The organism is Pseudomonas sp. LH1G9, assembly GCF_002949975.1.
GTDB classification, from domain to species: domain Bacteria; phylum Pseudomonadota; class Gammaproteobacteria; order Pseudomonadales; family Pseudomonadaceae; genus Aquipseudomonas; species Aquipseudomonas veronii.
In genome coordinates this window covers 3,897,540-3,918,965 of the sequence record NZ_CP026880.1, presented here as the reverse complement: position 1 = coordinate 3,918,965, position 21,426 = coordinate 3,897,540, and the positions used below count along the sequence as shown (strand labels likewise).

Below are 21,426 nucleotides of genomic sequence, written 5' to 3'. Positions count from 1 at the left end.
TTGTTTTAAAGGTGCTGGCCGTGGCGGGCCATGATGTGCCGCACCACGCTGTAGTCCTGTAGCGAATCGCTGGACAGATCTTTGCCGTACCCGGAGCGCTTCAAGCCGCCGTGGGGCATTTCGCTGACCAGCATGAAATGGCTGTTGATCCAGGTGCAGCCGTATTGCAGGCGCGCCGCCACCTGCATGGCCTTGTCCAAGTTCTGCGTCCACACCGACGAGGCCAGGCCGTATTCGGAGTCGTTGGCCCAGTCCACCGCTTGTTCCAGTTCGTCGAAGCGGGTCACGGTGACCACCGGGCCGAACACTTCGCGCTGGACGATTTCGTCACTTTGTTTACAGCCGGCGAGCAAGGTCGGCTGATAAAAGAAGCCCGCGCCGGAATGCACGGCGGCGCCGGTGACGCGTTCGATATGCGGCTGGCCGAGGGCGCGTTCGACAAAGCTGGCGACGCGGTCGCGCTGGCGCGTGCTGATCAGCGGGCCGAGTTCGTTGTCGGCATCGCGCTTGCCAGCAAAGCGCAGGCTGCTGACCGCCGCGCCCAGGTCGGCGACCAATTTGTCGTGAATCCCCGCCTGGGCGTAGATGCGGCACGCGGCGGTGCAGTCCTGGCCGGCGTTGTAGTAGCCGTAGGCGCGCACGCCTTCGACCACGGCTTGCAGGTCGGCGTCGTTGCACACGATCACTGGCGCCTTGCCGCCCAGTTCCAGGTGCGTGCGTTTAAGGGTTTTTGACGCGGCTTGCAGGATCTTTTGTCCGGTGACGATATCGCCGGTCAACGACACCATCCGCACCTTCGGGTGGCTGACCAGATGGCTGCCGACGCCTTCGCCGCCGCCGCACACAATGTTGATCACCCCGCGCGGCAACAACTGGTTGAGCGCTGGAGCGAGGGCGAGGATCGACAGCGGCGTGTGTTCCGACGGCTTGAACACCAGGGTATTACCGGCGGCGAGGGCGGGGGCGATCTTCCACGCGGCCATCATCAGCGGGTAATTCCACGGCGCAATCGAGGCCACCACGCCAATCGGGTCACGCCGCACCATGCTGGTGTAGCCCGGCAGGTATTCGCCGCTGAGCTGGCCGGTCTGGCAGCGCACGGCGCCGGCAAAGAAGCGGAACACATCGACGGTGGCGCTCAAGTCATCCTGGCGGGCCAGGTGCAACGGTTTGCCGCAGTTCAGGGATTCGAGGCGGGCCAGGTAGTCGGCTTGGTGCTCGATGGCATCGGCGATGCCCAGCAGAATGTTCGAACGTTGCTGCGGCGTGGTGCGGGACCAGCCGGCAAATGCGCGGTGGGCGGCGAGGATCGCGGCTTCGACCTGTTCGATGCTGGCTTCGGCGATCTGGGTCAGCACTTCGCCCGTGGCTGGGTTGAGAATCGGTTCGACAAAGCCCTGGCCCTGGACCAGTTCGCCGTCGATCAGCAACGCAGTAAGCAGCGGGGTGGGCGCAGCGGACATTTTTCGCGATCTCTTTTCTTGTGTGGCCATGGGCGTTCTCTTACAAGGCGCCCGACTTCTCTTATGGATGCACAGAGACTAGAGGTCAGGCGCGAGGTCAACAAATACTAAATACTGAATGCAGCATTCGATTAAATAGATGGCTTGCGCGGGTGCGGCTGTTCCCGCGCCACGGTCAGGAACGGGTCGACCAGTGCCGGGCGCGCGGTGCCACGGCGCCAGGCGAGGCCGACGTCGAGGGTCTGGCTGAGGTCGGCGATGGGGCGCGCTTCGATAATGTCGCCCTCCAGGGACCAGGGGCGGTAGGTCATGTCCGGCTGGATCGACACGCCCAGGCCGGCGGCCACCAGGCTGCGCACGGCTTCGGTGGAGGCGGTGCGCAAAGTGACGTGTGGTTGCAGGCAGGCAGAGGCCCACATGCGTTGAGCGTTGTGGCCCATTTCGTCGACGTTCAGCTGAATCAACGGCTCACGCGCCACATCGGCCAGGTTGATGCTGTCGTGCTCCAGCAGCGGATGTTGCGCCGGCAGCCACAGGCGGTGGGGCGAGTGGGTGAGTACTTCGGTCTGCAGGGCGTGGCGGTCTTCGAGGTTGGAGAGGATCAACACGCCCACGTCGATCTCGCCGCTGACCAGCAAATGTTCGATGTACGGGCGCTCATCCTCCATCACGCGGATTTCCACATTGGGGTAGGCGCGTTGGAAGCGGGTGAGCAGGTCGGCCAGGTAATAACCGGCCACCAGGCTGGTCACGCCGACGATCAATTGCCCGGCCACCTGGTCGGTGCTCTGCTGCAGGCTGCGCTTGGCGTTGTCGACGGTGGCCAGGATCAAGTGCGCCTGGCGCAGGAACTGATGGCCCTGGTGGGTCAGGGTCATGCCCTTGGCGTGGCGGTTGAACAGGTTGACGCCGATTTCCTGCTCCAGTTGCTGGATCGCCAGGGTCAGGGTCGACTGCGAAATAAACGCGGTTTGCGCAGCGGCGGAGATCGAACCGGTCTCGGCCACGGCGATGAAGTGGCGGATCTGACGCAAGGTCATCATGCTGGAGTTACCAGTGGGGTGTTTTTATCGATTTGTTCGAGTGTATATCGATTTAACCGAAGGATAGCCGCGTTACATCTGGAAGCACTCTAGATCGGGGTTTTTTGGCGCTTAGTTTTACGCTGGGAGTCTATTGGTCTTATGAACCCTGGTGTCTGGAGGCTACGCATGAATACCCGTGGATTACTCGAACAACTGCTCAAGTCTGGTCAGGACATGTTGCAGAACAAGGCCGGCGGCCAGCGCAAATCCGACGACAAAGGCGCCCTCGGCGGCCTGCTCGGCAGTGGCGGGCTCGGCAGTTTGCTCGGCGGCGCTGGTGGCGGGGCCCTGGCCGCTGGGGCCATGGGCCTGCTGCTGGGCAATAAAAAAGCGCGCAAATTCGGCGGCAAGGCCCTGACCTATGGTGGGTTGGCGGCATTGGGCGTGATCGCCTACAAAGCCTATGGCAACTGGCAGGCGCAGCAGGCCAGCGCGCCCCAAGGCGAGCCGCAGACCATCGACCGTTTGCCACCGGCTCAGGTCGAGCAACACAGCCAGGGCATCCTCAAGGCATTGGTGGCGGCGGCCAAGGCCGACGGGCATGTGGATGAGCGCGAGCGCGCGCTGATCGAAGGTGAATTCAACAAGCTGGATAACGACCGTGAATTGCAAAGCTGGCTACACGGCGAACTGAACAAACCCCTCGACCCGGCAGACGTGGCGCAGGCCGCCGGCACCCCGGAAATGGCCGCCGAGATGTACATCGCCAGTGTGATGCTGGTGGATGAGGAGAACTTTATGGAGAAGGCGTACCTGGATGAGCTGGCGCGACAGCTCAAGTTGGAGCCCGGTTTGAAGGTTGAATTGGAGAAACAGGTGCGCCAGGCGACGCTTTAGGGATCGTTCCTCCTCATAAATGTTCTTGCGCGACCGCAAGCAGGTCTCAAGCAACCCCAACCCCCGGTCCTTACCTTCAAGGGCGATGTCCACTTGAGTGATGCAAAAGCCCCTCAAACCGCCGCCGACGGTCCCGCCAGCGGTGGTCTTGGCCTCTCAGGTAATGAAATAGCGGCGCATGCCAGCGGTGTCCTTTTGTTAGCTGGGACCAGCACGCTAGGCTCGGCGAGAAAAGCCTGGTAGTCGGACGTTGTAGGTTGGTTCTGGGAAAAGGGTGCCTCAGGCCACCCTCTAGGCATGCCCGCGCACGATGAAGATCGTTCTCACGTTCTGTGGAAACGATTTAACAAATCTATTTATGGCAGCCCCCACGGCCTGGATAATTCCAGTGTAATGAGGTACCGCTCTTCTGTGGGATGCCGATAGTCCTTGAAGCGCCCAACTACCAACATGACTTGGTATTTGTTTTCTGCCCGCCAGTAAGACTTGCCACCCCGGTTCACATTTCGCAATCGAGCACGCCATTCAGGTGTGTCGGCGAATGGAGGGTTGGAGGCGACTCGGATGGGCAGCCAGCCGGCATTGCTCCATTGTTTTTGCAAATACAGCACGACGTTGAGGGTGTCATCGAGCAATAGCGGTTCGATTTGGGGGGACATGCGGATACTGCCAACGCGCTCGTTGTCGAAACTTACCGCGAGGAAGCGGGCAGGCGGGGTAACGAATCCATATTGAGGGTCTATAAAGCGTAGGCGCGCATCGGACTTTGGTAGCCTCCCCCATATTTCTCCGGGAATAGCAGGGGCGATTGCTGCACTGGAGCGCTGACGCATGTCTTCCCAAGGCTCCCCAAGCATCAGTGCGATTTCTGGCGTACTGGTGAAGAAACGTATCATTCCTACCAGTAGTACGGCAGCGAACAATACAAGTGCGGCATGTTGCCAATTTACTTTTGAGAGCCGGTTCATCGAATGCCCCGACCTGCAGCGACATCATCCAGCGCTTGTTCGATTCGATGCCGCTCACCGCTATTTAACAGCTTGTCAAATTGCGCCGCGGCCTTGAGCACGAAGGTCATGCGTTGATCGATATCGGCCAAGTTGGCGATGGGGTTGTTGCTGAACTCAATGACCCTGCCGTCATCAACAGAGCGGCATTGGCTTGCCAGCGTTAGCTCAATGGCCTGTGCTGCTCCGGACGGTATGCCCGTGACGTATGAAAGATGGTTGCTACGTAGCAGAGCCACTAATTTTTGGTCGGTATACATGGTTGGCTGAAGGATATTTTGCTGTTCATGCCAAGCCAGATACTTAACACTTTCGGCGATATTTCCTTCGTCAATGGCCTGAAAGGCTTGCAGAATGTAGTCGTGGTCAAGCCCAAACCTTAAATTTTCCTGCCCCACCGGCCACAACACCCGCTGCAGCCCATCCTCAAAAATGTTCTGGCGCGAGGACAGGCAGGTCTCAAGCAACCCCAACCCCCGCTCCTTATAAAACGCATGCAACGGAAACACATCCAAAAACAGCGTGGTATTGCCCATCGCCATCATCTCGTACACATGTTGATAAAGCTGCTGCACGCTCGATAACGGTTCACCCTCGCGCCGCCAATCAACATCAGGCACCGGGTTATTACGGCTGGCCTGTTCATACTCCCGCAGGCGCCGCTCGTACTCCCGCAGCTTTGCCTGCCGTTCACGTTCCTCGGCGCTGAACAACCCCCAAACCCCTTTCCGGGCACTCTTTCGCAATTGCTCCGCCGCTTCAAATTCCGCCTGAATTTTCTCGATGGATTCTGCCGCGTGCAGCAAACCGCACCCCACTTGCTTGGAGGCAAACGCCGCAAGGCCCGCCCACTGGAAACGGTTATCGAGGCGCCAGAGCTGGGCATACGCCGAGTTGATGAGCCGGTTGCGCAACCTGGGGTCGGCGATCAGCTTGCCGCCGGGGGCGATCACGTCTTCTGCCTGCTTCTGGTAGAAGCGCCAATTGCGCTCGCAGGCTGACTCGAGTATTTCGCTGAAAGCGGAAGGCGTTGAGCTCGGGGCGGAGTTTTTCGCGGGCGCTGGCGCTTCCGATGCAGTCGCGCTTCGGCGGTGTACCGCGGAGTCTTCGGCGGTAAGGGTCTGAAACCGCTCGAACTGGTCGGCCAGCAGGCGAGGGGGCGGGTCGCATTGGCAGCGGCAGAGATCGTCCGAGAGCGCTACCCGTCGCCCTCGTGCCCACTGCTCCAGGCGCGGGCCGACACAGACTATGACTCCGGTGGTTTTGCATACCGGGCAAAGCACTTCATGACCTTCAAGGGCGATATCCACTTGGGTGATGCAAAAGCCCGTCAAACCGCCGACGACGGTCCCGCCAGCGGTGGTTTTGGCTCCTCGGGTAATGAAATAGCGGCGCATGCCAGCCGTGTCCTTTTGTTAGCAGGGACCAGCACGCTAGGCTCGGCGAGAAAAGCCCGGTAGTCGGACGCTTCGCGGGTTTTTGTAGGTTGGTTCTGTAATTACCTTCAGGGATGTTTTTGCATTCTGTGGGCACCACGTCGAAACCCATTGATAAATGAAGGCTTGTGCTCAGCTATACTCCCCCCCATTTGAATGGCTCTTCGAGGAAACACTGTGAAGAATTGGACCTTGCGCCAGCGGATTTTGGCGAGCTTTGCGGTCATTGTCGCGATCATGCTGCTGATGGTTGTGGTGTCCTACTCGCGGTTGCTGAAGATCGAAGTCAGCCAGGAATCGGTCCGGGACGATGCGGTACCGGGGGTTTACCTCAGTTCGATGATCCGCAGCGCATGGGTCGACAGCTATCTGCTGACCATCGATATCATCGGCCTGCGCGCAGATAAAACCCTCACCAGTGCCGATAAGACGGACTTCAAGTCTTTCGAAGCGCGTATTGAACAGCAGATCGCCAATTACGAAAAAACCGTCAACAGCCAGGCTGATCGCATGGAGTTCGATAACTTCAAGGCGGCGCATATCAACTACAACAAGGCCCTCGCCGAGGTGCTGGCGCGCATTGAAGCCAATGATTTGCCGGGTGCGAGCGTCCTGGTCGAAGAGCAATTGACGCCGATCTGGATCGAAGGGCGCATGAAGCTCAATGACATCATCACCGAAAACAAGAGCATGTCTGACCGCGCCACTTCGGCCATCGACGAGTCGGTGCTGTCGGCCAAGCTCAGCATGGCGGTTTCGCTGATTATCGCCATCTTCGCCGCCGGCCTGTGCGGTCTGCTGTTGATGCGCGCAATCATGGCGCCGATGCAGCGTATCGTCGAGATCCTCGACGTCATGCGTACCGGTGACCTGAGCAAGCGCTTGAACCTGGAGCGCAAGGACGAATTCGGCGCGGTCGAAACCGGCTTCAACGACATGATGACCGAACTGACCGCCCTGGTGTCCCAGGCTCAGCGTTCGTCGGTGCAGGTGACTACCTCGGTCACCGAGATTGCCGCCACCTCCAAGCAACAACAGGCCACGGCCACGGAAACCGCGGCGACCACCACCGAGATCGGCGCTACTTCGCGGGAGATCGCCGCCACTTCCAAGGACCTGGTCCGTACCATGACCGAAGTCTCCACCGCCGCCGACCAGGCCTCGGTCGCCGCCGGTTCCGGCCAGCAAGGCCTGGCGCGCATGGAAGAAACCATGCACTCGGTGATGGGCGCGGCTGAGCTGGTCAACGCCAAGCTGGCGATCCTTAACGAGAAGGCCGGCAACATCAACCAGGTGGTGGTGACCATCGTCAAGGTTGCCGACCAGACCAACCTGTTGTCCCTCAACGCCGCCATCGAGGCCGAGAAGGCCGGTGAGTACGGCCGCGGTTTTGCCGTGGTGGCCACTGAAGTGCGCCGCCTGGCCGACCAGACCGCCGTGGCCACCTACGACATCGAGCAGATGGTGCGCGAGATCCAGTCGGCGGTGTCCGCCGGGGTGATGGGCATGGACAAGTTCTCCGAAGAAGTGCGCCGGGGCATGTTCGAAGTGCAGCAAGTGGGCGAGCAACTGTCGCAGATCATCCACCAGGTCCAGGCCCTGGCGCCGCGGGTGTTGATGGTCAACGAAGGCATGCAGGCCCAGGCCACCGGGGCCGAGCAGATCAACCACGCGCTGGTGCAATTGGGCGATGCCAGCAGCCAGACCGTGGAGTCCCTGCGCCAGGCCAGCTTTGCCATTGATGAACTGAGCCAGGTTGCGGTCGGTCTGCGCAGCGGCGTGTCGCGTTTCAAAGTCTGATGAGCGACCTCGCGGCTAAACACGGCGTCGTCCCGGCAGCAAAAAAGGCGTTGTTCCTGGTGTTCCACATCGGCCACGAACGGTATGCCCTCAAGGCCACCGAAGTGGCCGAAGTGCTGCCGCGCCTGCCGCTCAAACCCATCGCCCATGCACCGCTGTGGGTGGCGGGTATCTTTGCCCACCGCGGCGCGATGGTGCCGGTCATCGACCTCAGTGCCTTGACCTTCGGCGAGCCGGCCCAGGCGCGGACCAGCACGCGGCTGGTGCTGGTCAACTATAAACCTGAGCCCTGGCTCGAGGCGCGTTGGCTGGGACTGATTCTGGAGCAGGCCACCGAAACCCTGCGTTGCGACCCGGCGGAGTTCAAGCCCTACGGCCTGGACAATCCCCAGGCGCCCTACCTGGGACCGGTGCGCGAAGATGCCTTGGGCTTGATGCAATGGATCGGCGTCGCAGATATGCTCACCGATGACGTGCGCGCCTTGCTGTTTTCTGCCGAGCCGAGCCTATGAGCAACGACCCGCGCTTCTTTGCCTTCTTGAAGGAACGCATTGGCCTGGACGTGGCCTCGGTGGGCGAAGCCATCATCGAACGCGCCGTGCGCCAGCGCAGCCAGGCCGTCGCGGCCCACACGGCGGATGAGTACTGGCAGCACCTGCAGCACTCCCAGGACGAACAGCAAGCGCTGATCGAAGCGGTGATCGTGCCCGAGACCTGGTTTTTCCGTTACCCCGAATCCTTCGCGACCCTGGCCCGTCTGGCCAAGGCGCGCCTGGCCGAGATCAACCAGTTGCGCGCGCTGCGCATCCTCAGCCTGCCCTGTTCCACCGGCGAAGAACCCTATTCGATCGCCATGGCCTTGCTCGATGCCGGCCTGGCGCCGCACCAGTTCAAGGTGCAGGGCATGGACGTCAGCCCGCTGTCGGTGGAGCGTGCCCAGCGCGGCGTGTATGGCCGCAACTCGTTTCGCGGCGGCGACCTTGAATTTCGCGACCGCCACTTCACCGAGCAGGCCGATGGTTATCGCATCGAAGACCGCGTGCGCGAACAGGTGCGCCTGCAAGTCGGCAACCTGCTCGACCCGGGGTTGCTCGCCAATGAACCGAGCTACGACTTTGTGTTTTGCCGCAACCTGCTGATCTATTTCGACCAACCCACGCAAAAACAAGTGTTCGACGTGCTCAAGAACCTGACCCACGTGGACGGCGTGCTGTTTATCGGCCCGGCCGAAGGCTGCCTGTTGGGGCGTCATGGCATGCGTTCGATCGGCGTGCCGCAGTCGTTTGCATTTAGCCGGCACACTGAGCCGGTCAAGCCTGAGCCGGTATTCGTGCCGATACCCGCGCCCGCGCCTCGACGCAGCATCGCAGCGATCCCGCCCAAGCCACGACCGTTCAGCACGCTCAACGCCCAGGTGGTGCCGATCAAGGCGCCGGCGTCGGAGGCCGGCGACCTGCTCAGCCAGATCGCGACCCTGGCCAACGAAGGCAAAAGCGCCGAGGCCCGTGCCGCCTGCGAGCGTTATTTAAGTCAACACCCGCCGGCCGCCCAGGTATTTTACTGGTTGGGGTTGCTCAGCGATGTGGCCGGCAACGCCCTGGACGCCCAGGGGTTTTATCGAAAAGCCTTGTACCTGGAACCGCAGCACCCGCAGGCCCTGATGCAGCTGGCCGCGTTGCTCGAAGCCCAGGGCGACATTGCGGCGGCGCGTCGGTTGCAGGCGCGGGCCGCGCGTAGCGAGCTGACAGTGAGCAAAAACCATGAGTAGCCCCAACGCGCTCGACACTGCGGGCCTGGCCCTGACGATGGACGACACCCAGGCCATCGACGATTGCTGGAACCGGATCGGCATTCACGGCGACAAGTCCTGCCCGTTGCTGGCGGACCATATCCACTGCCGCAACTGCTCGGTGTACTCCGCCGCCGCTACCCGCTTGCTGGATCGCTATGCGTTGCAGCAGGACGATCATCGCCCGGTCGCCGATACCCAGGCGAACGAAGACATCGTCACCCGTTCCCTGCTGATATTCCGCCTCGGCGAAGAATGGCTGGGGATCGCCACCCGATGCCTGGTGGAAGTGGCAACCCTGCACCCGATCCATTCCCTGCCGCACCAACGTTCCCGCGCGTTGCTTGGCGTGGCGAACGTGCGCGGCGCGCTGGTGGCGTGCCTGTCGCTGGTCGAGCTGTTGGGCCTGGACGCCATCAGCCACGGCACGCCGGGCGGGCGCATCATGCCGCGCATGTTGATCATCGCCGCGCAGGATGGCCCGGTGGTGGTGCCGGTGGATGAAGTCGACGGTATCCATGCCATCGATGAGCGTACTTTGACGGCGGCATCAGCCTCCGGCACCCAGGCCAGCGGCCGCTTCACTCAGGGCGTGTTGCAGTGGAAGGGCCGCAGCCTGCGTTGGCTGGACGAGGCTCAGTTGCTGTCTGCCGTGACCCGGAGCCTCACATGACCCCCGACCAGATGCGCGATGCCTCGCTGCTGGAATTGTTCAGCCTGGAAGCCGATGCCCAGACCCAGATACTGAGCGCGGGCCTGCTGGCCCTGGAGCGCAACCCGACCCAGGCCGACCAGCTCGAAGCCTGCATGCGCGCCGCGCACTCGCTCAAAGGCGCGGCGCGGATTGTCGGGGTGGACGCCGGGGTCAGCGTGTCCCATGTCATGGAGGATTGCCTGGTCAGCGCCCAGGAAAGTCGCCTGTATCTGCAGCCGGAACACATCGACGCGCTGTTGCAAGGCACCGACCTGCTGATGCGTATCGCCACGCCGGGCAACACCGTGGGGCCGGCGGATGTCGAGGCATATGTGGCCTTGATGGAGCGCCTGCTCGACCCGTCGCAGCCCACCGCCAAGGTGGCGCCGCCGCCAACTGCGCCTGCTCCAGCGCCCACTCCGCTGATTGAAGCACTGCCCGCCGAACCCGAGCCTGCGCCGTCCCTCGGCAGCGAACCGCTGCGTCAGAACAAGCGCATGACCGAAGGCGGCGAGCGCGTACTGCGTGTGACCGCCGAGCGTTTGAACAGCCTGCTGGACCTGTCGAGCAAATCCCTGGTCGAAACCCAACGACTCAAGCCATACCTGGCCAGCCTGCAACGCCTCAAGCGTGTGCAGGGTAACGGTGTGCGTGCGCTGGACCACCTCGATGGTCACCTCAAGACCCTCGACTTGAGCCTGGAAGCCCAGGAGTCCCTGGCCGATGCCCGCCGCTTGCTGAGCGAAGCCCAAGCCCTGCTGGCAGAAAAAACCGCTGAGCTCGATGAGTTCGGCTGGCAGGCCGGGCAACGCGCCCAGGTGCTTTACGACACCGCGCTGGCCTGCCGCATGCGCCCGTTTGCCGATGTGCTCGCCGGCCAGGTCCGCATGGTGCGCGACCTCGGCCGCAGCCTGGGCAAGCAGGTGCGCCTGGAGATCGAGGGCGAAAAGACCCAGGTCGACCGTGATGTGCTGGAGAAGCTCGAAGCGCCGCTCACCCACTTATTGCGCAATGCCGTCGACCACGGCATCGAAACGCCGGAACAACGCCTGCTGGCGGGCAAGCCGGCCGAAGGCTTGATCCGCTTGCGGGCCTCCCACCAGGCCGGTTTGCTGGTGCTGGAACTGAGCGACGACGGGAATGGCGTCGACCTCGAACGCCTGCGTGGCACGATCGTTGATCGGCATCTGTCGACGGTGGAAACCGCCTTGAACCTCAGCGAGGAGGAGTTGCTGACGTTCCTGTTCCTGCCGGGCTTCAGCCTGCGCGACAAGGTCACCGAAGTCTCCGGGCGCGGCGTCGGCCTGGATGCGGTGCAGCATATGGTCCGCCAACTGCGCGGCGCGGTGGTGCTGGAGCAAGCGGCGGGGCAGGGCAGTCGTTTCCATCTGGAAGTGCCGTTGACCCTGTCGGTGGTGCGCAGCCTGGTGGTGGAAGTCGGCGAAGAAGCCTATGCCTTCCCGCTGGCGCATATCGAGCGCATGTGCGACCTGGCGCCCGACGACATTGTGCAGCTCGAAGGCCGCCAGCATTTCTGGCACGAAGGCCGGCATGTCGGCCTGGTCGCCGCCAGCCAACTGTTGCAGCGCCCGCCGGGGCAAGGTAATGACGAGACGTTGAAGGTGGTGGTGATCCGCGAGCGCGATGCGGTGTATGGCATTGCCGTGGAGCGTTTTATCGGCGAACGCACGTTGGTGGTGCTGCCGCTGGATGATCGGTTGGGCAAGGTCCAGGATATTTCCGCCGGGGCGTTGCTGGACGATGGCTCGGTGGTGTTGATCGTCGACGTCGAAGATATGCTGCGCTCGGTGGACAAGCTGCTCAATACCGGCCGCCTGGAGCGTATCGCCCGGCGCAGCCAGCAGGCCGCCGAAGCCCCGCGCAAACGCGTGCTGGTGGTGGACGATTCGCTCACCGTGCGTGAGTTGCAACGTAAATTGCTGCTTAACCGCGGTTATGAAGTGGCCGTCGCCGTCGATGGCATGGACGGCTGGAACGCCTTGCGCTCCGAGGACTTCGACCTGCTCATCACTGATATTGATATGCCTCGTATGGACGGGATCGAATTGGTCACACTCTTGCGCCGGGATGCTCGCCTGCAATCGTTGCCGGTGATGGTGGTGTCCTACAAGGACCGCGAAGAAGACCGACGCCGTGGACTCGACGCCGGCGCCGATTACTATCTGGCCAAAGCCAGTTTCCACGATGACGCCCTCCTTGATGCCGTGGTGGAACTGATCGGAGGCGCGCGGGCATGAGGATTGCAATCGTCAATGACATGCCCATGGCTGTGGAGGCGTTACGCCGCGCCGTGAGCTTCGAGCCCGCGCACCAAGTGGTGTGGGTAGCCAGTAATGGCCTGGAAGCGGTGCAACGTTGCGCCGAATTGACCCCGGACCTGATCCTGATGGACCTGATTATGCCGGTGATGGACGGCGTGGAAGCCACCCGGCGGATCATGGCCGAGAGCCCGTGCGCGATTGTGATCGTCACCGTCGACCGCCAGGCCAATGTCAGCCGGGTGTTCGAAGCCATGGGCCATGGCGCCCTGGATGTGGTGGATACGCCGGCCCTGGGCGTCGGTAATCCCAAGGATGCCGCCGCGCCGTTGTTGCGCAAGATCCTCAATATTGGCTGGCTGATCGGCCAGCGCGGCAGCCGTGTGCGCGCCGAAACCGCGCCGCCGCGCAGCACCGGCAAACGCCAGAGCCTGGTGGCGATCGGTTCTTCGGCTGGCGGCCCGGCGGCCCTGGAAGTCCTGCTCAAGGGCCTGCCCCGGGACTTTCCCGCCGCCATCGTGCTGGTGCAGCATGTGGACCAGGTGTTCGCCGCCGGCATGGCCGAGTGGCTGAGCAGCGCCTCCGGCCTGCCGGTGCGCCTGGCCCGCGAGGGGGAGCCGCCACAAAGCGGGGTCGTGCTGCTGGCTGGCACCAATCACCACATTCGTCTGTTGAAAAATGGCACGCTAGCCTATACAGCCGAGCCGGTGAACGAGATTTACCGGCCATCCATCGATGTGTTTTTCGAAAGTGTGGCCAGCCACTGGAATGGTGATGCCGTCGGCGTGCTGCTGACCGGCATGGGTCGCGACGGAGCCCAGGGGCTCAAATTAATGCGGGACCAAGGATATCTGACCATCGCCCAGGACCAGCAGAGTTCGGCGGTGTATGGCATGCCCAAAGCGGCGGCGGCGATTGACGCTGCTGTTGAAATTCGCCCACTGGACAGAATTGCGCCCCGACTGCTGGAGGTATTTGCAAAATGATCAATATCCCCGGCGGTGCTGGTTTGCGGGCAGTAATTCAGGTGATTGCAGATGAATGATTTACAGATCGACGGCATCAAGACCGACGAAAATGCCGCCATGGTGTTGCTGGTCGACGACCAGGCCATGATCGGCGAAGCCGTGCGGCGTGGCCTGGCCCATGAAGAAAACATCGACTTCCACTTTTGCGCCGACCCGCACCAGGCCATCGCCCAGGCGATCCGCATCAAACCCACGGTGATTCTGCAGGACCTGGTGATGCCCGGCCTGGATGGCCTGACGCTGGTGCGCGAATACCGCAACCACCCGGCCACGCAGAACATCCCGATCATCGTGCTTTCCACCAAGGAAGACCCACTGATCAAAAGCGCGGCGTTCTCGGCCGGGGCCAACGATTATCTGGTCAAGCTGCCGGACAACATCGAACTGGTGGCGCGTATCCGCTATCACTCGCGCTCCTACATGACCCTGTTGCAGCGTGACGCGGCCTATCGCGCGCTGCGCGTCAGCCAGCAGCAACTGTTGGACACCAATCTGGTATTGCAACGGCTGATGAACTCCGACGGCCTCACCGGGCTGTCCAACCGCCGGCATTTCGACGAATACCTGGAACTGGAATGGCGCCGCGCCATGCGGGACCAGACCCAATTGTCGCTGCTGATGATCGACGTGGACTTCTTCAAGACCTACAACGACAGCTTCGGCCACGTTGAAGGCGACGAAGCCCTGCGCAAGGTTGCCGCCAGCATCCGCGAAGCCAGCAGCCGGCCTTCGGACCTGCCGGCGCGCTACGGCGGCGAAGAGTTCGCCCTGGTGCTGCCGAACACTTCGCCGGGTGGCGCACGGCTGGTCGCCGAAAAACTGCGCATGGCCGTCGCCGCCCTGAAAATCCCGCACATCGCTCCGGCCGAGGGTGCGAGCCTGACCATCAGCATCGGCCTGTCGACCATGACGCCGGTGCAAGGCACCGATTGCCGACAGTTGATCATGGCGGCGGACAAGGGGCTGTATACGGCCAAGAACAACGGGCGCAATCAAGTCGGTATCGAGTGATCCGAGGCCAGTGCAGGTCCACATGTGCGAGGGGCGGCGCGACGACTCGACTTGCCCCCCGATGGCGGTGTGACAGTCACCGGGTGTAGGGCTGACACACCGCCATCGGGGGCAAGCCCCCTCTCACAGTGGATATTCACTGTTCTTGAACCTGCCTTTTCGCCAAGCGGACTGCCGTTTGCGCACGTTTGTCGTTATACTCGTCGGCTTTCAAAAGTTCGCCAACGAGTGCTGCCCGCCATGGAAATCAACCCGATCCTTAACACCATCAAGGACCTGTCCGAGCGCTCCGAAACTATTCGGGGGTATCTTTGACTACGATCAAAAGCATGAGCGTCTGACCGAAGTCAATCGCGAGCTTGAAGATCCGAGTGTCTGGAACAAACCCGAATACGCCCAGGAACTGGGCCGCGAGCGCGCAGCGCTGGCGCAGATCGTCGACACCCTCGACGAACTGAACACCGGTCTGGCCGATTGCCGCGACCTGCTGGACATGGCTGTCGAAGAAAACGACGAAGGCGCGGTAGGCGATGTCGTCGCCGAGCTGGCCCGTCTCGAGGAAAACCTCGCCAAGCTTGAATTCCGCCGCATGTTCAGCCACGAAATGGACCCGAACAACGCCTACCTGGACATCCAGGCCGGTTCCGGCGGCACCGAAGCCCAGGACTGGGCCAACATCCTGCTGCGCATGTACCTGCGCTGGGCCGACAAACGCGGTTTCGACGCGACCATCATGGAGCTGTCGGCCGGTGAAGTCGCCGGCATCAAAGGCGCCACCGTTCACATCAAGGGTGAATACGCCTTCGGCTGGCTGCGTACCGAGATCGGCGTGCATCGCCTGGTGCGCAAGAGCCCGTTCGACTCCGGCAATCGCCGCCACACCTCGTTCTGCGCGGTGTTCGTCTCGCCCGAGATCGACGACAAGGTGGAAATCGAGATCAACCCGGCCGACCTGCGGATCGACACCTATCGCTCCTCCGGTGCCGGTGGCCAACACGTAAACACCACCGACTCGGCGGTACGTATCACCCACGTGCCGACCAACACCGTGGTCAGTTGCCAGAACGAACGTTCCCAGCACGCGAACAAGGACACCGCCATGAAAATGCTGCGGGCCAAGTTGTACGAGCAGGAAATGCAGAAGCGCAACGCCGCTTCCCAGGCGTTGGAAGACACCAAGTCGGATATCGGCTGGGGTCACCAGATCCGTTCCTATGTTCTGGACGCGTCGCGGATCAAGGATCTGCGCACTAACATCGAACGCAGCGACTGCGACAAGGTGCTCGACGGCGACATCGACGAATACCTGGAAGCCAGCCTGAAATCGGGGCTGTAAACCGCCAGCCCGACCTCAAGTCCCCCGTCAGTGGCGGGGGCAACGAACCTGTGATGGAAAATTTAAAGACATGAGCGACCAACAACTCGACCCGCAAGCCCTGCAACAGGAAGAAAACTCCCTGATCGCCCTGCGCAAGGAAAAGCTTGCTGCCGAGCGCGCCAAGGGCAATGCCTTCCCCAACGACTTCCGCCGCGATGCCTACTGCGAAGACTTGCAGAAACAGTACGCGGACAAGACCAAGGAAGAGCTGGCAGAGGCTGCGATCCCGGTCAAGGTGGCAGGTCGCATCATGCTCAACCGTGGCTCGTTCATGGTGATCCAGGACATGTCCGGGCGCATCCAGGTCTACGTCAACCGCAAGACCCTGCCGGAAGAAACCCTGGCCGCCGTGAAAACCTGGGACCTGGGCGACATCATCGCCGCCGAAGGCACCCTGGCCCGTTCCGGCAAGGGCGACCTGTACGTTGAAATGACCAGCGTGCGCCTGCTGACCAAATCCCTGCGCCCGCTGCCGGACAAGCACCACGGCCTGTCCGACACCGAGCAGCGTTATCGCCAGCGCTACGTTGACCTGATCGTCAACGAAGACGTGCGCCACACCTTCCGCGTGCGTTCGCAAGTGATTGCCCACACCCGCGCCTTCCTGATGAAGCGTGACTTCCTGGAAGTGGAAACGCCGATGCTGCAGACCATCCCCGGGGGTGCCGCAGCCAAGCCGTTCGAAACCCACCACAACGCGCTGGACATGGGCATGTACCTGCGTATCGCGCCTGAGTTGTACCTCAAGCGCCTCGTGGTCGGCGGCTTTGAAAAAGTGTTCGAGATCAACCGCAACTTCCGTAACGAAGGCGTCTCGACCCGGCACAACCCTGAATTCACCATGTTGGAGTTCTACCAGGCCTACGCCGACTACGAAGACAACATGGACCTGACCGAAGAACTGTTCCGCGAACTCGCGCAGCTTGTTCTGGGGACTACCGACGTGCCGTATGGCGACAAGGTATTCCACTTCGGCGAGCCGTTCGTGCGGCTGTCGGTCTTCGACTCGATCCTCAAGTACAACCCCGAGTTGACTGCCGACGACCTGACCGACATCGACAAGGCCCGCGCCATCGCCAAGAAAGCCGGCGCCAAGGTGCTGGGCTTCGAAGGCCTGGGCAAGCTGCAGGTGATGATTTTCGAAGAGCTGGTGGAGCACAAGCTGGAACAGCCGCACTTCATTACCCAGTACCCGTTCGAAGTGTCGCCGCTGGCCCGTCGCAACGATGACAACCCGAACGTCACCGACCGTTTCGAACTGTTCATCGGCGGCCGCGAAATCGCCAACGCCTACTCCGAGCTCAACGACGCGGAAGACCAGGCCGAGCGCTTCATGGCCCAGGTGGCCGACAAGGACGCCGGCGACGACGAAGCCATGCACTACGACGCCGACTTCGTGCGCGCCCTGGAGTACGGCATGCCGCCGACCGCGGGCGAAGGCATCGGCATCGACCGCCTGGTGATGTTGCTGACCAACTCGCCGTCGATCCGCGACGTGATCTTGTTCCCGCATATGCGGCCACAAGCGTAACCGTAGCGAAATCCGAAGCCGCCTTTTATAAGGCGGCTTTTTTATGTGGCGTAAATAAGCGTCAAGCAAACAGCGCCAGGTTTTGATCTTTTCAAGGATGTGTGTCGTGAACCGCGTAATCGCTCAGGAAGGAGCCGCTGGCATTGCCGCTGCCGTGGCTGAAAGTGTCCAGTACCAGGGCCGTAAGGCCAGTCGTCGGGGCAGCGAGCAACGCAGGCAAGATATTCTCGATGCCGCCATGCGGATCGTGGTGCGTGATGGCGTGCGAGCCGTGCGTCACCGTGCCGTGGCGGCGGAAGCTGGGGTGCCCCTGTCGGCGACCACCTATTACTTCAAGGACATCGATGACCTGCTCACCGATACCTTCGCCCAATACGTCGAGCGCAGCGCCGCATTCATGGGCAAGCTGTGGGTGCGTAACGAAGGTTTGTTGCGCGAGATGGTCGCGTATGGCGATGGCAGCCCGGAGTCGCGTTCGCAACTGGCCGATGACATTGCGCGGTTGACCGCCGATTACGTGCAGCGCCAATTGAGCAATCGTCGTGAGTACTTGATGGCCGAGCAGGCCTTTCGCCAGGAAGCCTTGCTCAACCCGCGCCTGGCCGAGCTGGTGCGTTCTCACCAGCAGATCCTGTTGCAGGGCACCGGGCAGTTTTTCCAGGTATTGGGCTCGCGCGAGCCGCAACAGGATGCCAAAGTGTTGACGGCGATTATCGGTCGGATGGAATATCAGGGCCTGCTGGACGGCGCGGAGCCGCTGAGCGCTGACGACATGCTTGAGATCCTCAAGCGTTACATGCATTTGGTGTTGGCCTCGGTCTGACACCGGGAGTGTCCAATGAAAGCCTGGCGTGTCGCGGTCGTCGCCTTGTCGTTCCTCTTCCTCAGCGGTTGCCTGGTGACCTTCAAGGAACCGCTGCCGGCCAGCGAGGCGGCGCCCGCTGCGCTGGTGGGCCAATGGACGAGCAAGAATGCCTGGGGCGAGCCGCTCAACCTGCAGATCAGCCGCGCCGGCAAACACCGCTACAAAGCCGTGAGCTACCCTCAGGCCAAGCCCGGCCAGCGTGATGAGTACGTGTTCAGCGTCTCGCGCCATGGCAATCGCTGGTATCTGTCGGCGCCGTTGCCGGGCAAACTCGGTGGGCATTACGTCCTGGCGGGGTTCGAACTCGACGAAACGCACGAATTGGTGGTCTATAACCTCGACCTCGAGCAAATTCACCAGGCCATCGGGCAGCGGTCGTTGCACGGCAGCACCGTGGACACCGTGGAAGGCCCCGGCGTACTGGTCGACAGCCCGATGGACCAGGTGTTTGCCTACCTGGATGACCCGGCCAATGCCGATGTGTTCGTTGAAGCTGCGCGCTACCGGCGTGCGGATAAATAACGTTTAAAGAGGAAGTACCGGGTGGACGATTACCAGCAGACGATACGCAGTTTGTCCGATCGCATTGTGCTGGCGCAAACACCGATCCGCGTCCTCGACGCAGTGAAATGGGACGACAACATTCGCCAAGGCTTCCTCAAGGCCAAGGGCAAGGCAATGCCCGCGGTAGACCGCGATTACTACCTGAACCGGCCGCTGTCGTTCGATTCGAGCGCGGTGAAGCTGGAGTTTCAGAACATCGAGCGCGACATCACCCGCCGCCTCGGCCAGTTCAGCCCGGTGGGGCAGATCATGCGCCGCATGTGCCGGGAGTACCGCATGGTGGTGCGTATGCTCGAAGCGCGCGGCACCGAGGATTTCGGCCTGATTTCCCAGGAACTCTACGGCGCCGCCTCCGATGCCTTCCATGCCGGCGACCCGACCCTGGCCGACCTCGGCCTGATGCTCTCCGACTACCTGAACAATATCGACGTGCGTGGCGACCTGAAGGACGAGGCCAAGACCCTCACCGCCAAGGACGCAGTCAGCCTGCTGCAAACCCGTCTGAACAAGGTGTTTGGCGAGGCCGAGGAAACCATCCGCGTGTTCGAGTCCGACGGCATTGTCGCCGACGCAGCGGCGGGGGCCGACTACATCAAGATCCGCGCCGATGCGATGTTCAACGAGCGCGACGTGCGCGCCCTCGAAGTGCATGAAGGCCTGGTGCATGTGGGCACCACCCTCAACGGCCTGAACCAGCCGATCTGCACCTTCCTGTCCAAGGGCCCGCCATCGTCGACCGTGACCCAGGAAGGCCTGGCGATCCTGATGGAAATCATCACCTTCGCCTCCTACCCGAGTCGCTTGCGCAAGCTGACCAACCGCACCCGTGCCATCCACATGGTGGAAGAGGGCGCCGATTTCCTGCAGGTGTTCGAGTTCTTCCGCGAGCAAGGTTTTGAAATGGCCGAGAGCTACGGCAACGCCAGCCGGGTGTTTCGCGGTTCGGTGCCGAACGGTCTGCCGTTTACCAAGGATTTGTCCTACCTCAAGGGCTTTATCATGGTCTACAACTACATCCAGCTGGCCGTGCGCAAAGGCAAGTTGGAACAAGTGCCGTTGCTGTTCTGCGGCAAGACCACCCTGGAAGACATGCGTACCCTGCGCCAACTGATCGACGAAGGCCTGGTGGTGCCGCCCAAATATCTGCCGGAGCAGTTCCGCGACATGAACGCCCTGGCGGCGTGGATGTGTTTCTCCAACTTCCTCAACCATTTGAGCCTGGATCGGATCGAGGCGGATTACTCCAACATCCTGTAAAGGCTGAACTGACCCAACCGGTCCAACAAGGTGGGACGGGGCGTGCTCCCACAATTGGACCTGCACACGCCTGAACATTTCGACCATCAGCGAGGCTTCAACGGATGAGAATCCTCGGCATTCTTTGCCTGTTACTCACACTGAACGGCTGCAGCTCCCTGCTGTTCTACCCGGAGCCCGGCTTGCCGTTCACGCCGCAAAAGGCGCACCTGGCGTATCGCGACGTCACGCTCACCACCGCCGATGGCGTCAAGCTGCATGCCTGGTGGCTGCCGGCCAAGCCGGGAGTGCCGCTCAAGGGCACGGTGCTGCACCTGCACGGCAACGGCGGCAACCTGGCCTGGCACCTGGGCGGCAGTTGGTGGTTGCCGGAGCAGGGCTATCAAGTGCTGTTGCTGGACTATCGCGGCTATGGGCTGTCGCAAGGCAAGCCGTCGCTGCCGGCGATCTATCAGGACGTCGACGCGGCTTTCAGCTGGATCGACAAGGCGCCCGAAACCCAGGGCCAGCCGTTGATCGTCCTCGGCCAAAGCCTGGGCGGCGCGCTGGCCGTGCATTACCTGGCGGCCCACCCCGAGCGGCAGGCCCACCTCAAGGCCCTGGTGCTGGACGGCGTGCCCGCCAGTTATCGTGATGTAGGACAATTCGCCCTGAGCACCTCCTGGTTAACATGGCCGTTTCAGGTGCCCTTGTCTTGGCTGGTGCCCGACGCCGACAGTGCGATCAATGGCATGCCCCAGTTGAGCGGAGTCCCGAAACTGCTGTTCCACAGCCTCGATGACCCGATCGTGCCGCTGTCCAATGGCATCCGCTTGTATCAGGCCGCGCCTGCACCCAGGGTGTTGCAACTGACCCGCGGCGGCCATGTGCAGACCTTTGCCGACAAGACCTGGCAAACTGTGATGCTGCGTTATCTGGACGACCCGCAACACTTCAATGGCCTGCGTCGCCTGGGCGAGATTCCGAATTACCCTATTCCTAAAGTTGACTCATCAGAGAGCCCGCAATGAGCGAAGAACGCAACATGATCCCGCTGATCCTCACCGGTATCGGCACCATCATCGGCACCGTCGGCTGCCTGTGGTTTTATGGCTACCTGCATTTCGCCAAACCGGAAGACGCGTTGCTGCTCAGCGACTTCACCATGCTCAAGACCGTGCCCGGCGAGGACTACAAGATCTCCCTGACCCCGGCGGCGCAAGTGGCGCAATGCGTCGATGGCGTGCTGGTGATGTTCGATACCGAGCAAAAAGGCCTCAGCGGTGTGCTGGTGAACAACAAAAAGCAGGCCGTGCGTTGTGTCGGTCAGGAAACCCCACAGTTGCAGCAATAAACCGCTGCGCGCAGTACCGCCCGGCCTGAAATTTCTGGAACCGTTTTGCGTAAGACGCCACTGATTGGC

Annotated in this window: 19 protein-coding genes; 15 read left to right on the top strand and 4 right to left on the bottom strand. The window is 61.8% G+C overall.

From position 1 onward, the window contains the following. Positions 1-5: 5 nt before the first annotated feature. Together C5F70_RS18180 and C5F70_RS18175 are read right to left on the bottom strand one after the other, a co-directional pair. Positions 6-1,463, bottom strand: coding sequence for a gamma-aminobutyraldehyde dehydrogenase (locus tag C5F70_RS18180; protein ID WP_017844683.1), 1,458 nt, complete (start codon positions 1,461-1,463; stop codon positions 6-8). 131 nt (positions 1,464-1,594) lie between these two features. Beyond that, positions 1,595-2,506 (bottom strand): LysR family transcriptional regulator, encoded by a 912-nt coding sequence (locus C5F70_RS18175; RefSeq protein WP_017844684.1) that lies wholly within the window; start codon positions 2,504-2,506, stop codon positions 1,595-1,597. A gap of 168 nt (positions 2,507-2,674) precedes the next feature. Between C5F70_RS18175 and C5F70_RS18170 the strand changes: the two genes are divergently transcribed. Next, positions 2,675-3,385 carry a tellurite resistance TerB family protein gene (locus tag C5F70_RS18170; protein ID WP_102617361.1) on the top strand — a complete coding sequence of 237 codons (711 nt, stop codon included), beginning with the start codon at positions 2,675-2,677 and terminating at the stop codon, positions 3,383-3,385. Positions 3,386-3,741: 356 nt separating this feature from the next. Here the strand turns inward: C5F70_RS18170 and C5F70_RS18165 are convergent, their stop codons facing one another. Continuing rightward, entirely contained in the window at positions 3,742-4,353 is a 612-nt protein-coding gene (locus tag C5F70_RS18165; RefSeq protein ID WP_104903820.1) for a hypothetical protein, read from the bottom strand. Continuing rightward, positions 4,350-5,789 carry a PAAR domain-containing protein gene (locus C5F70_RS18160; protein ID WP_158683867.1) on the bottom strand — a complete coding sequence of 480 codons (1,440 nt, stop codon included), beginning with the start codon at positions 5,787-5,789 and terminating at the stop codon, positions 4,350-4,352. The genes C5F70_RS18165 and C5F70_RS18160 overlap by 4 nt, the downstream gene beginning before the upstream one ends. Before the next feature lie 216 nt (positions 5,790-6,005). Between C5F70_RS18160 and C5F70_RS18150 the strand changes: the two genes are divergently transcribed. From C5F70_RS18150 to C5F70_RS18085, 14 genes are all read left to right on the top strand, one after another. Beyond that, positions 6,006-7,628, top strand: a complete 1,623-nt coding sequence (locus tag C5F70_RS18150; protein ID WP_017844689.1) for a methyl-accepting chemotaxis protein — start codon at positions 6,006-6,008, stop codon at positions 7,626-7,628. After that, positions 7,628-8,140, top strand: a complete 513-nt coding sequence (locus C5F70_RS18145) for a chemotaxis protein CheW (RefSeq protein WP_104903819.1) — start codon at positions 7,628-7,630, stop codon at positions 8,138-8,140. Before C5F70_RS18150 ends, C5F70_RS18145 begins: the two co-directional genes overlap by 1 nt. Then, positions 8,137-9,396 carry a protein-glutamate O-methyltransferase CheR gene (locus tag C5F70_RS18140; protein WP_104903818.1) on the top strand — a complete coding sequence of 420 codons (1,260 nt, stop codon included), beginning with the start codon at positions 8,137-8,139 and terminating at the stop codon, positions 9,394-9,396. Before C5F70_RS18145 ends, C5F70_RS18140 begins: the two co-directional genes overlap by 4 nt. After that, positions 9,389-10,090: a chemotaxis protein CheW gene (locus C5F70_RS18135; protein ID WP_017844692.1), complete on the top strand. Its 702-nt coding sequence runs from the start codon at positions 9,389-9,391 to the stop codon at positions 10,088-10,090. The genes C5F70_RS18140 and C5F70_RS18135 overlap by 8 nt, the downstream gene beginning before the upstream one ends. Beyond that, positions 10,087-12,369 (top strand): hybrid sensor histidine kinase/response regulator, encoded by a 2,283-nt coding sequence (locus C5F70_RS18130; RefSeq protein WP_102617366.1) that lies wholly within the window; start codon positions 10,087-10,089, stop codon positions 12,367-12,369. The genes C5F70_RS18135 and C5F70_RS18130 overlap by 4 nt, the downstream gene beginning before the upstream one ends. Further along, positions 12,366-13,376 carry a chemotaxis response regulator protein-glutamate methylesterase gene (locus C5F70_RS18125; RefSeq protein ID WP_026139760.1) on the top strand — a complete coding sequence of 337 codons (1,011 nt, stop codon included), beginning with the start codon at positions 12,366-12,368 and terminating at the stop codon, positions 13,374-13,376. Before C5F70_RS18130 ends, C5F70_RS18125 begins: the two co-directional genes overlap by 4 nt. Before the next feature lie 51 nt (positions 13,377-13,427). Further along, positions 13,428-14,429, top strand: coding sequence for a PleD family two-component system response regulator (locus C5F70_RS18120; protein WP_017844695.1), 1,002 nt, complete (start codon positions 13,428-13,430; stop codon positions 14,427-14,429). 240 nt (positions 14,430-14,669) lie between these two features. After that, a protein-coding gene (gene prfB, locus C5F70_RS18115; RefSeq protein ID WP_098100956.1) for a peptide chain release factor 2 occupies positions 14,670-15,765 on the top strand; the annotation gives its coding sequence in 2 pieces (ribosomal slippage) (positions 14,670-14,741 and positions 14,743-15,765; 1,095 coding nt in all). A gap of 70 nt (positions 15,766-15,835) precedes the next feature. Continuing rightward, entirely contained in the window at positions 15,836-17,338 is a 1,503-nt protein-coding gene (lysS, locus tag C5F70_RS18110; protein ID WP_017844697.1) for a lysine--tRNA ligase, read from the top strand. A 106-nt stretch (positions 17,339-17,444) separates the two neighbouring features. Then, the gene (locus C5F70_RS18105) at positions 17,445-18,161 is read left to right on the top strand and encodes a TetR/AcrR family transcriptional regulator (protein ID WP_017844698.1); all 717 of its coding nucleotides are present in this window, start codon (positions 17,445-17,447) and stop codon (positions 18,159-18,161) included. Positions 18,162-18,176: 15 nt separating this feature from the next. After that, positions 18,177-18,725, top strand: a complete 549-nt coding sequence (locus C5F70_RS18100; protein ID WP_017844699.1) for a hypothetical protein — start codon at positions 18,177-18,179, stop codon at positions 18,723-18,725. A gap of 21 nt (positions 18,726-18,746) precedes the next feature. Continuing rightward, positions 18,747-20,024: a flavohemoglobin expression-modulating QEGLA motif protein gene (locus C5F70_RS18095; RefSeq protein ID WP_017844700.1), complete on the top strand. Its 1,278-nt coding sequence runs from the start codon at positions 18,747-18,749 to the stop codon at positions 20,022-20,024. A 104-nt stretch (positions 20,025-20,128) separates the two neighbouring features. Further along, complete coding sequence (locus C5F70_RS18090; protein WP_046490139.1) at positions 20,129-21,034, top strand: alpha/beta hydrolase; 906 nt, start codon at positions 20,129-20,131, stop codon at positions 21,032-21,034. Beyond that, a complete protein-coding gene (locus C5F70_RS18085) occupies positions 21,031-21,357 on the top strand; it encodes a hypothetical protein (RefSeq protein ID WP_017844702.1) in 327 nt (108 codons plus the stop codon). Before C5F70_RS18090 ends, C5F70_RS18085 begins: the two co-directional genes overlap by 4 nt. Positions 21,358-21,426: the final 69 nt, after the last annotated feature.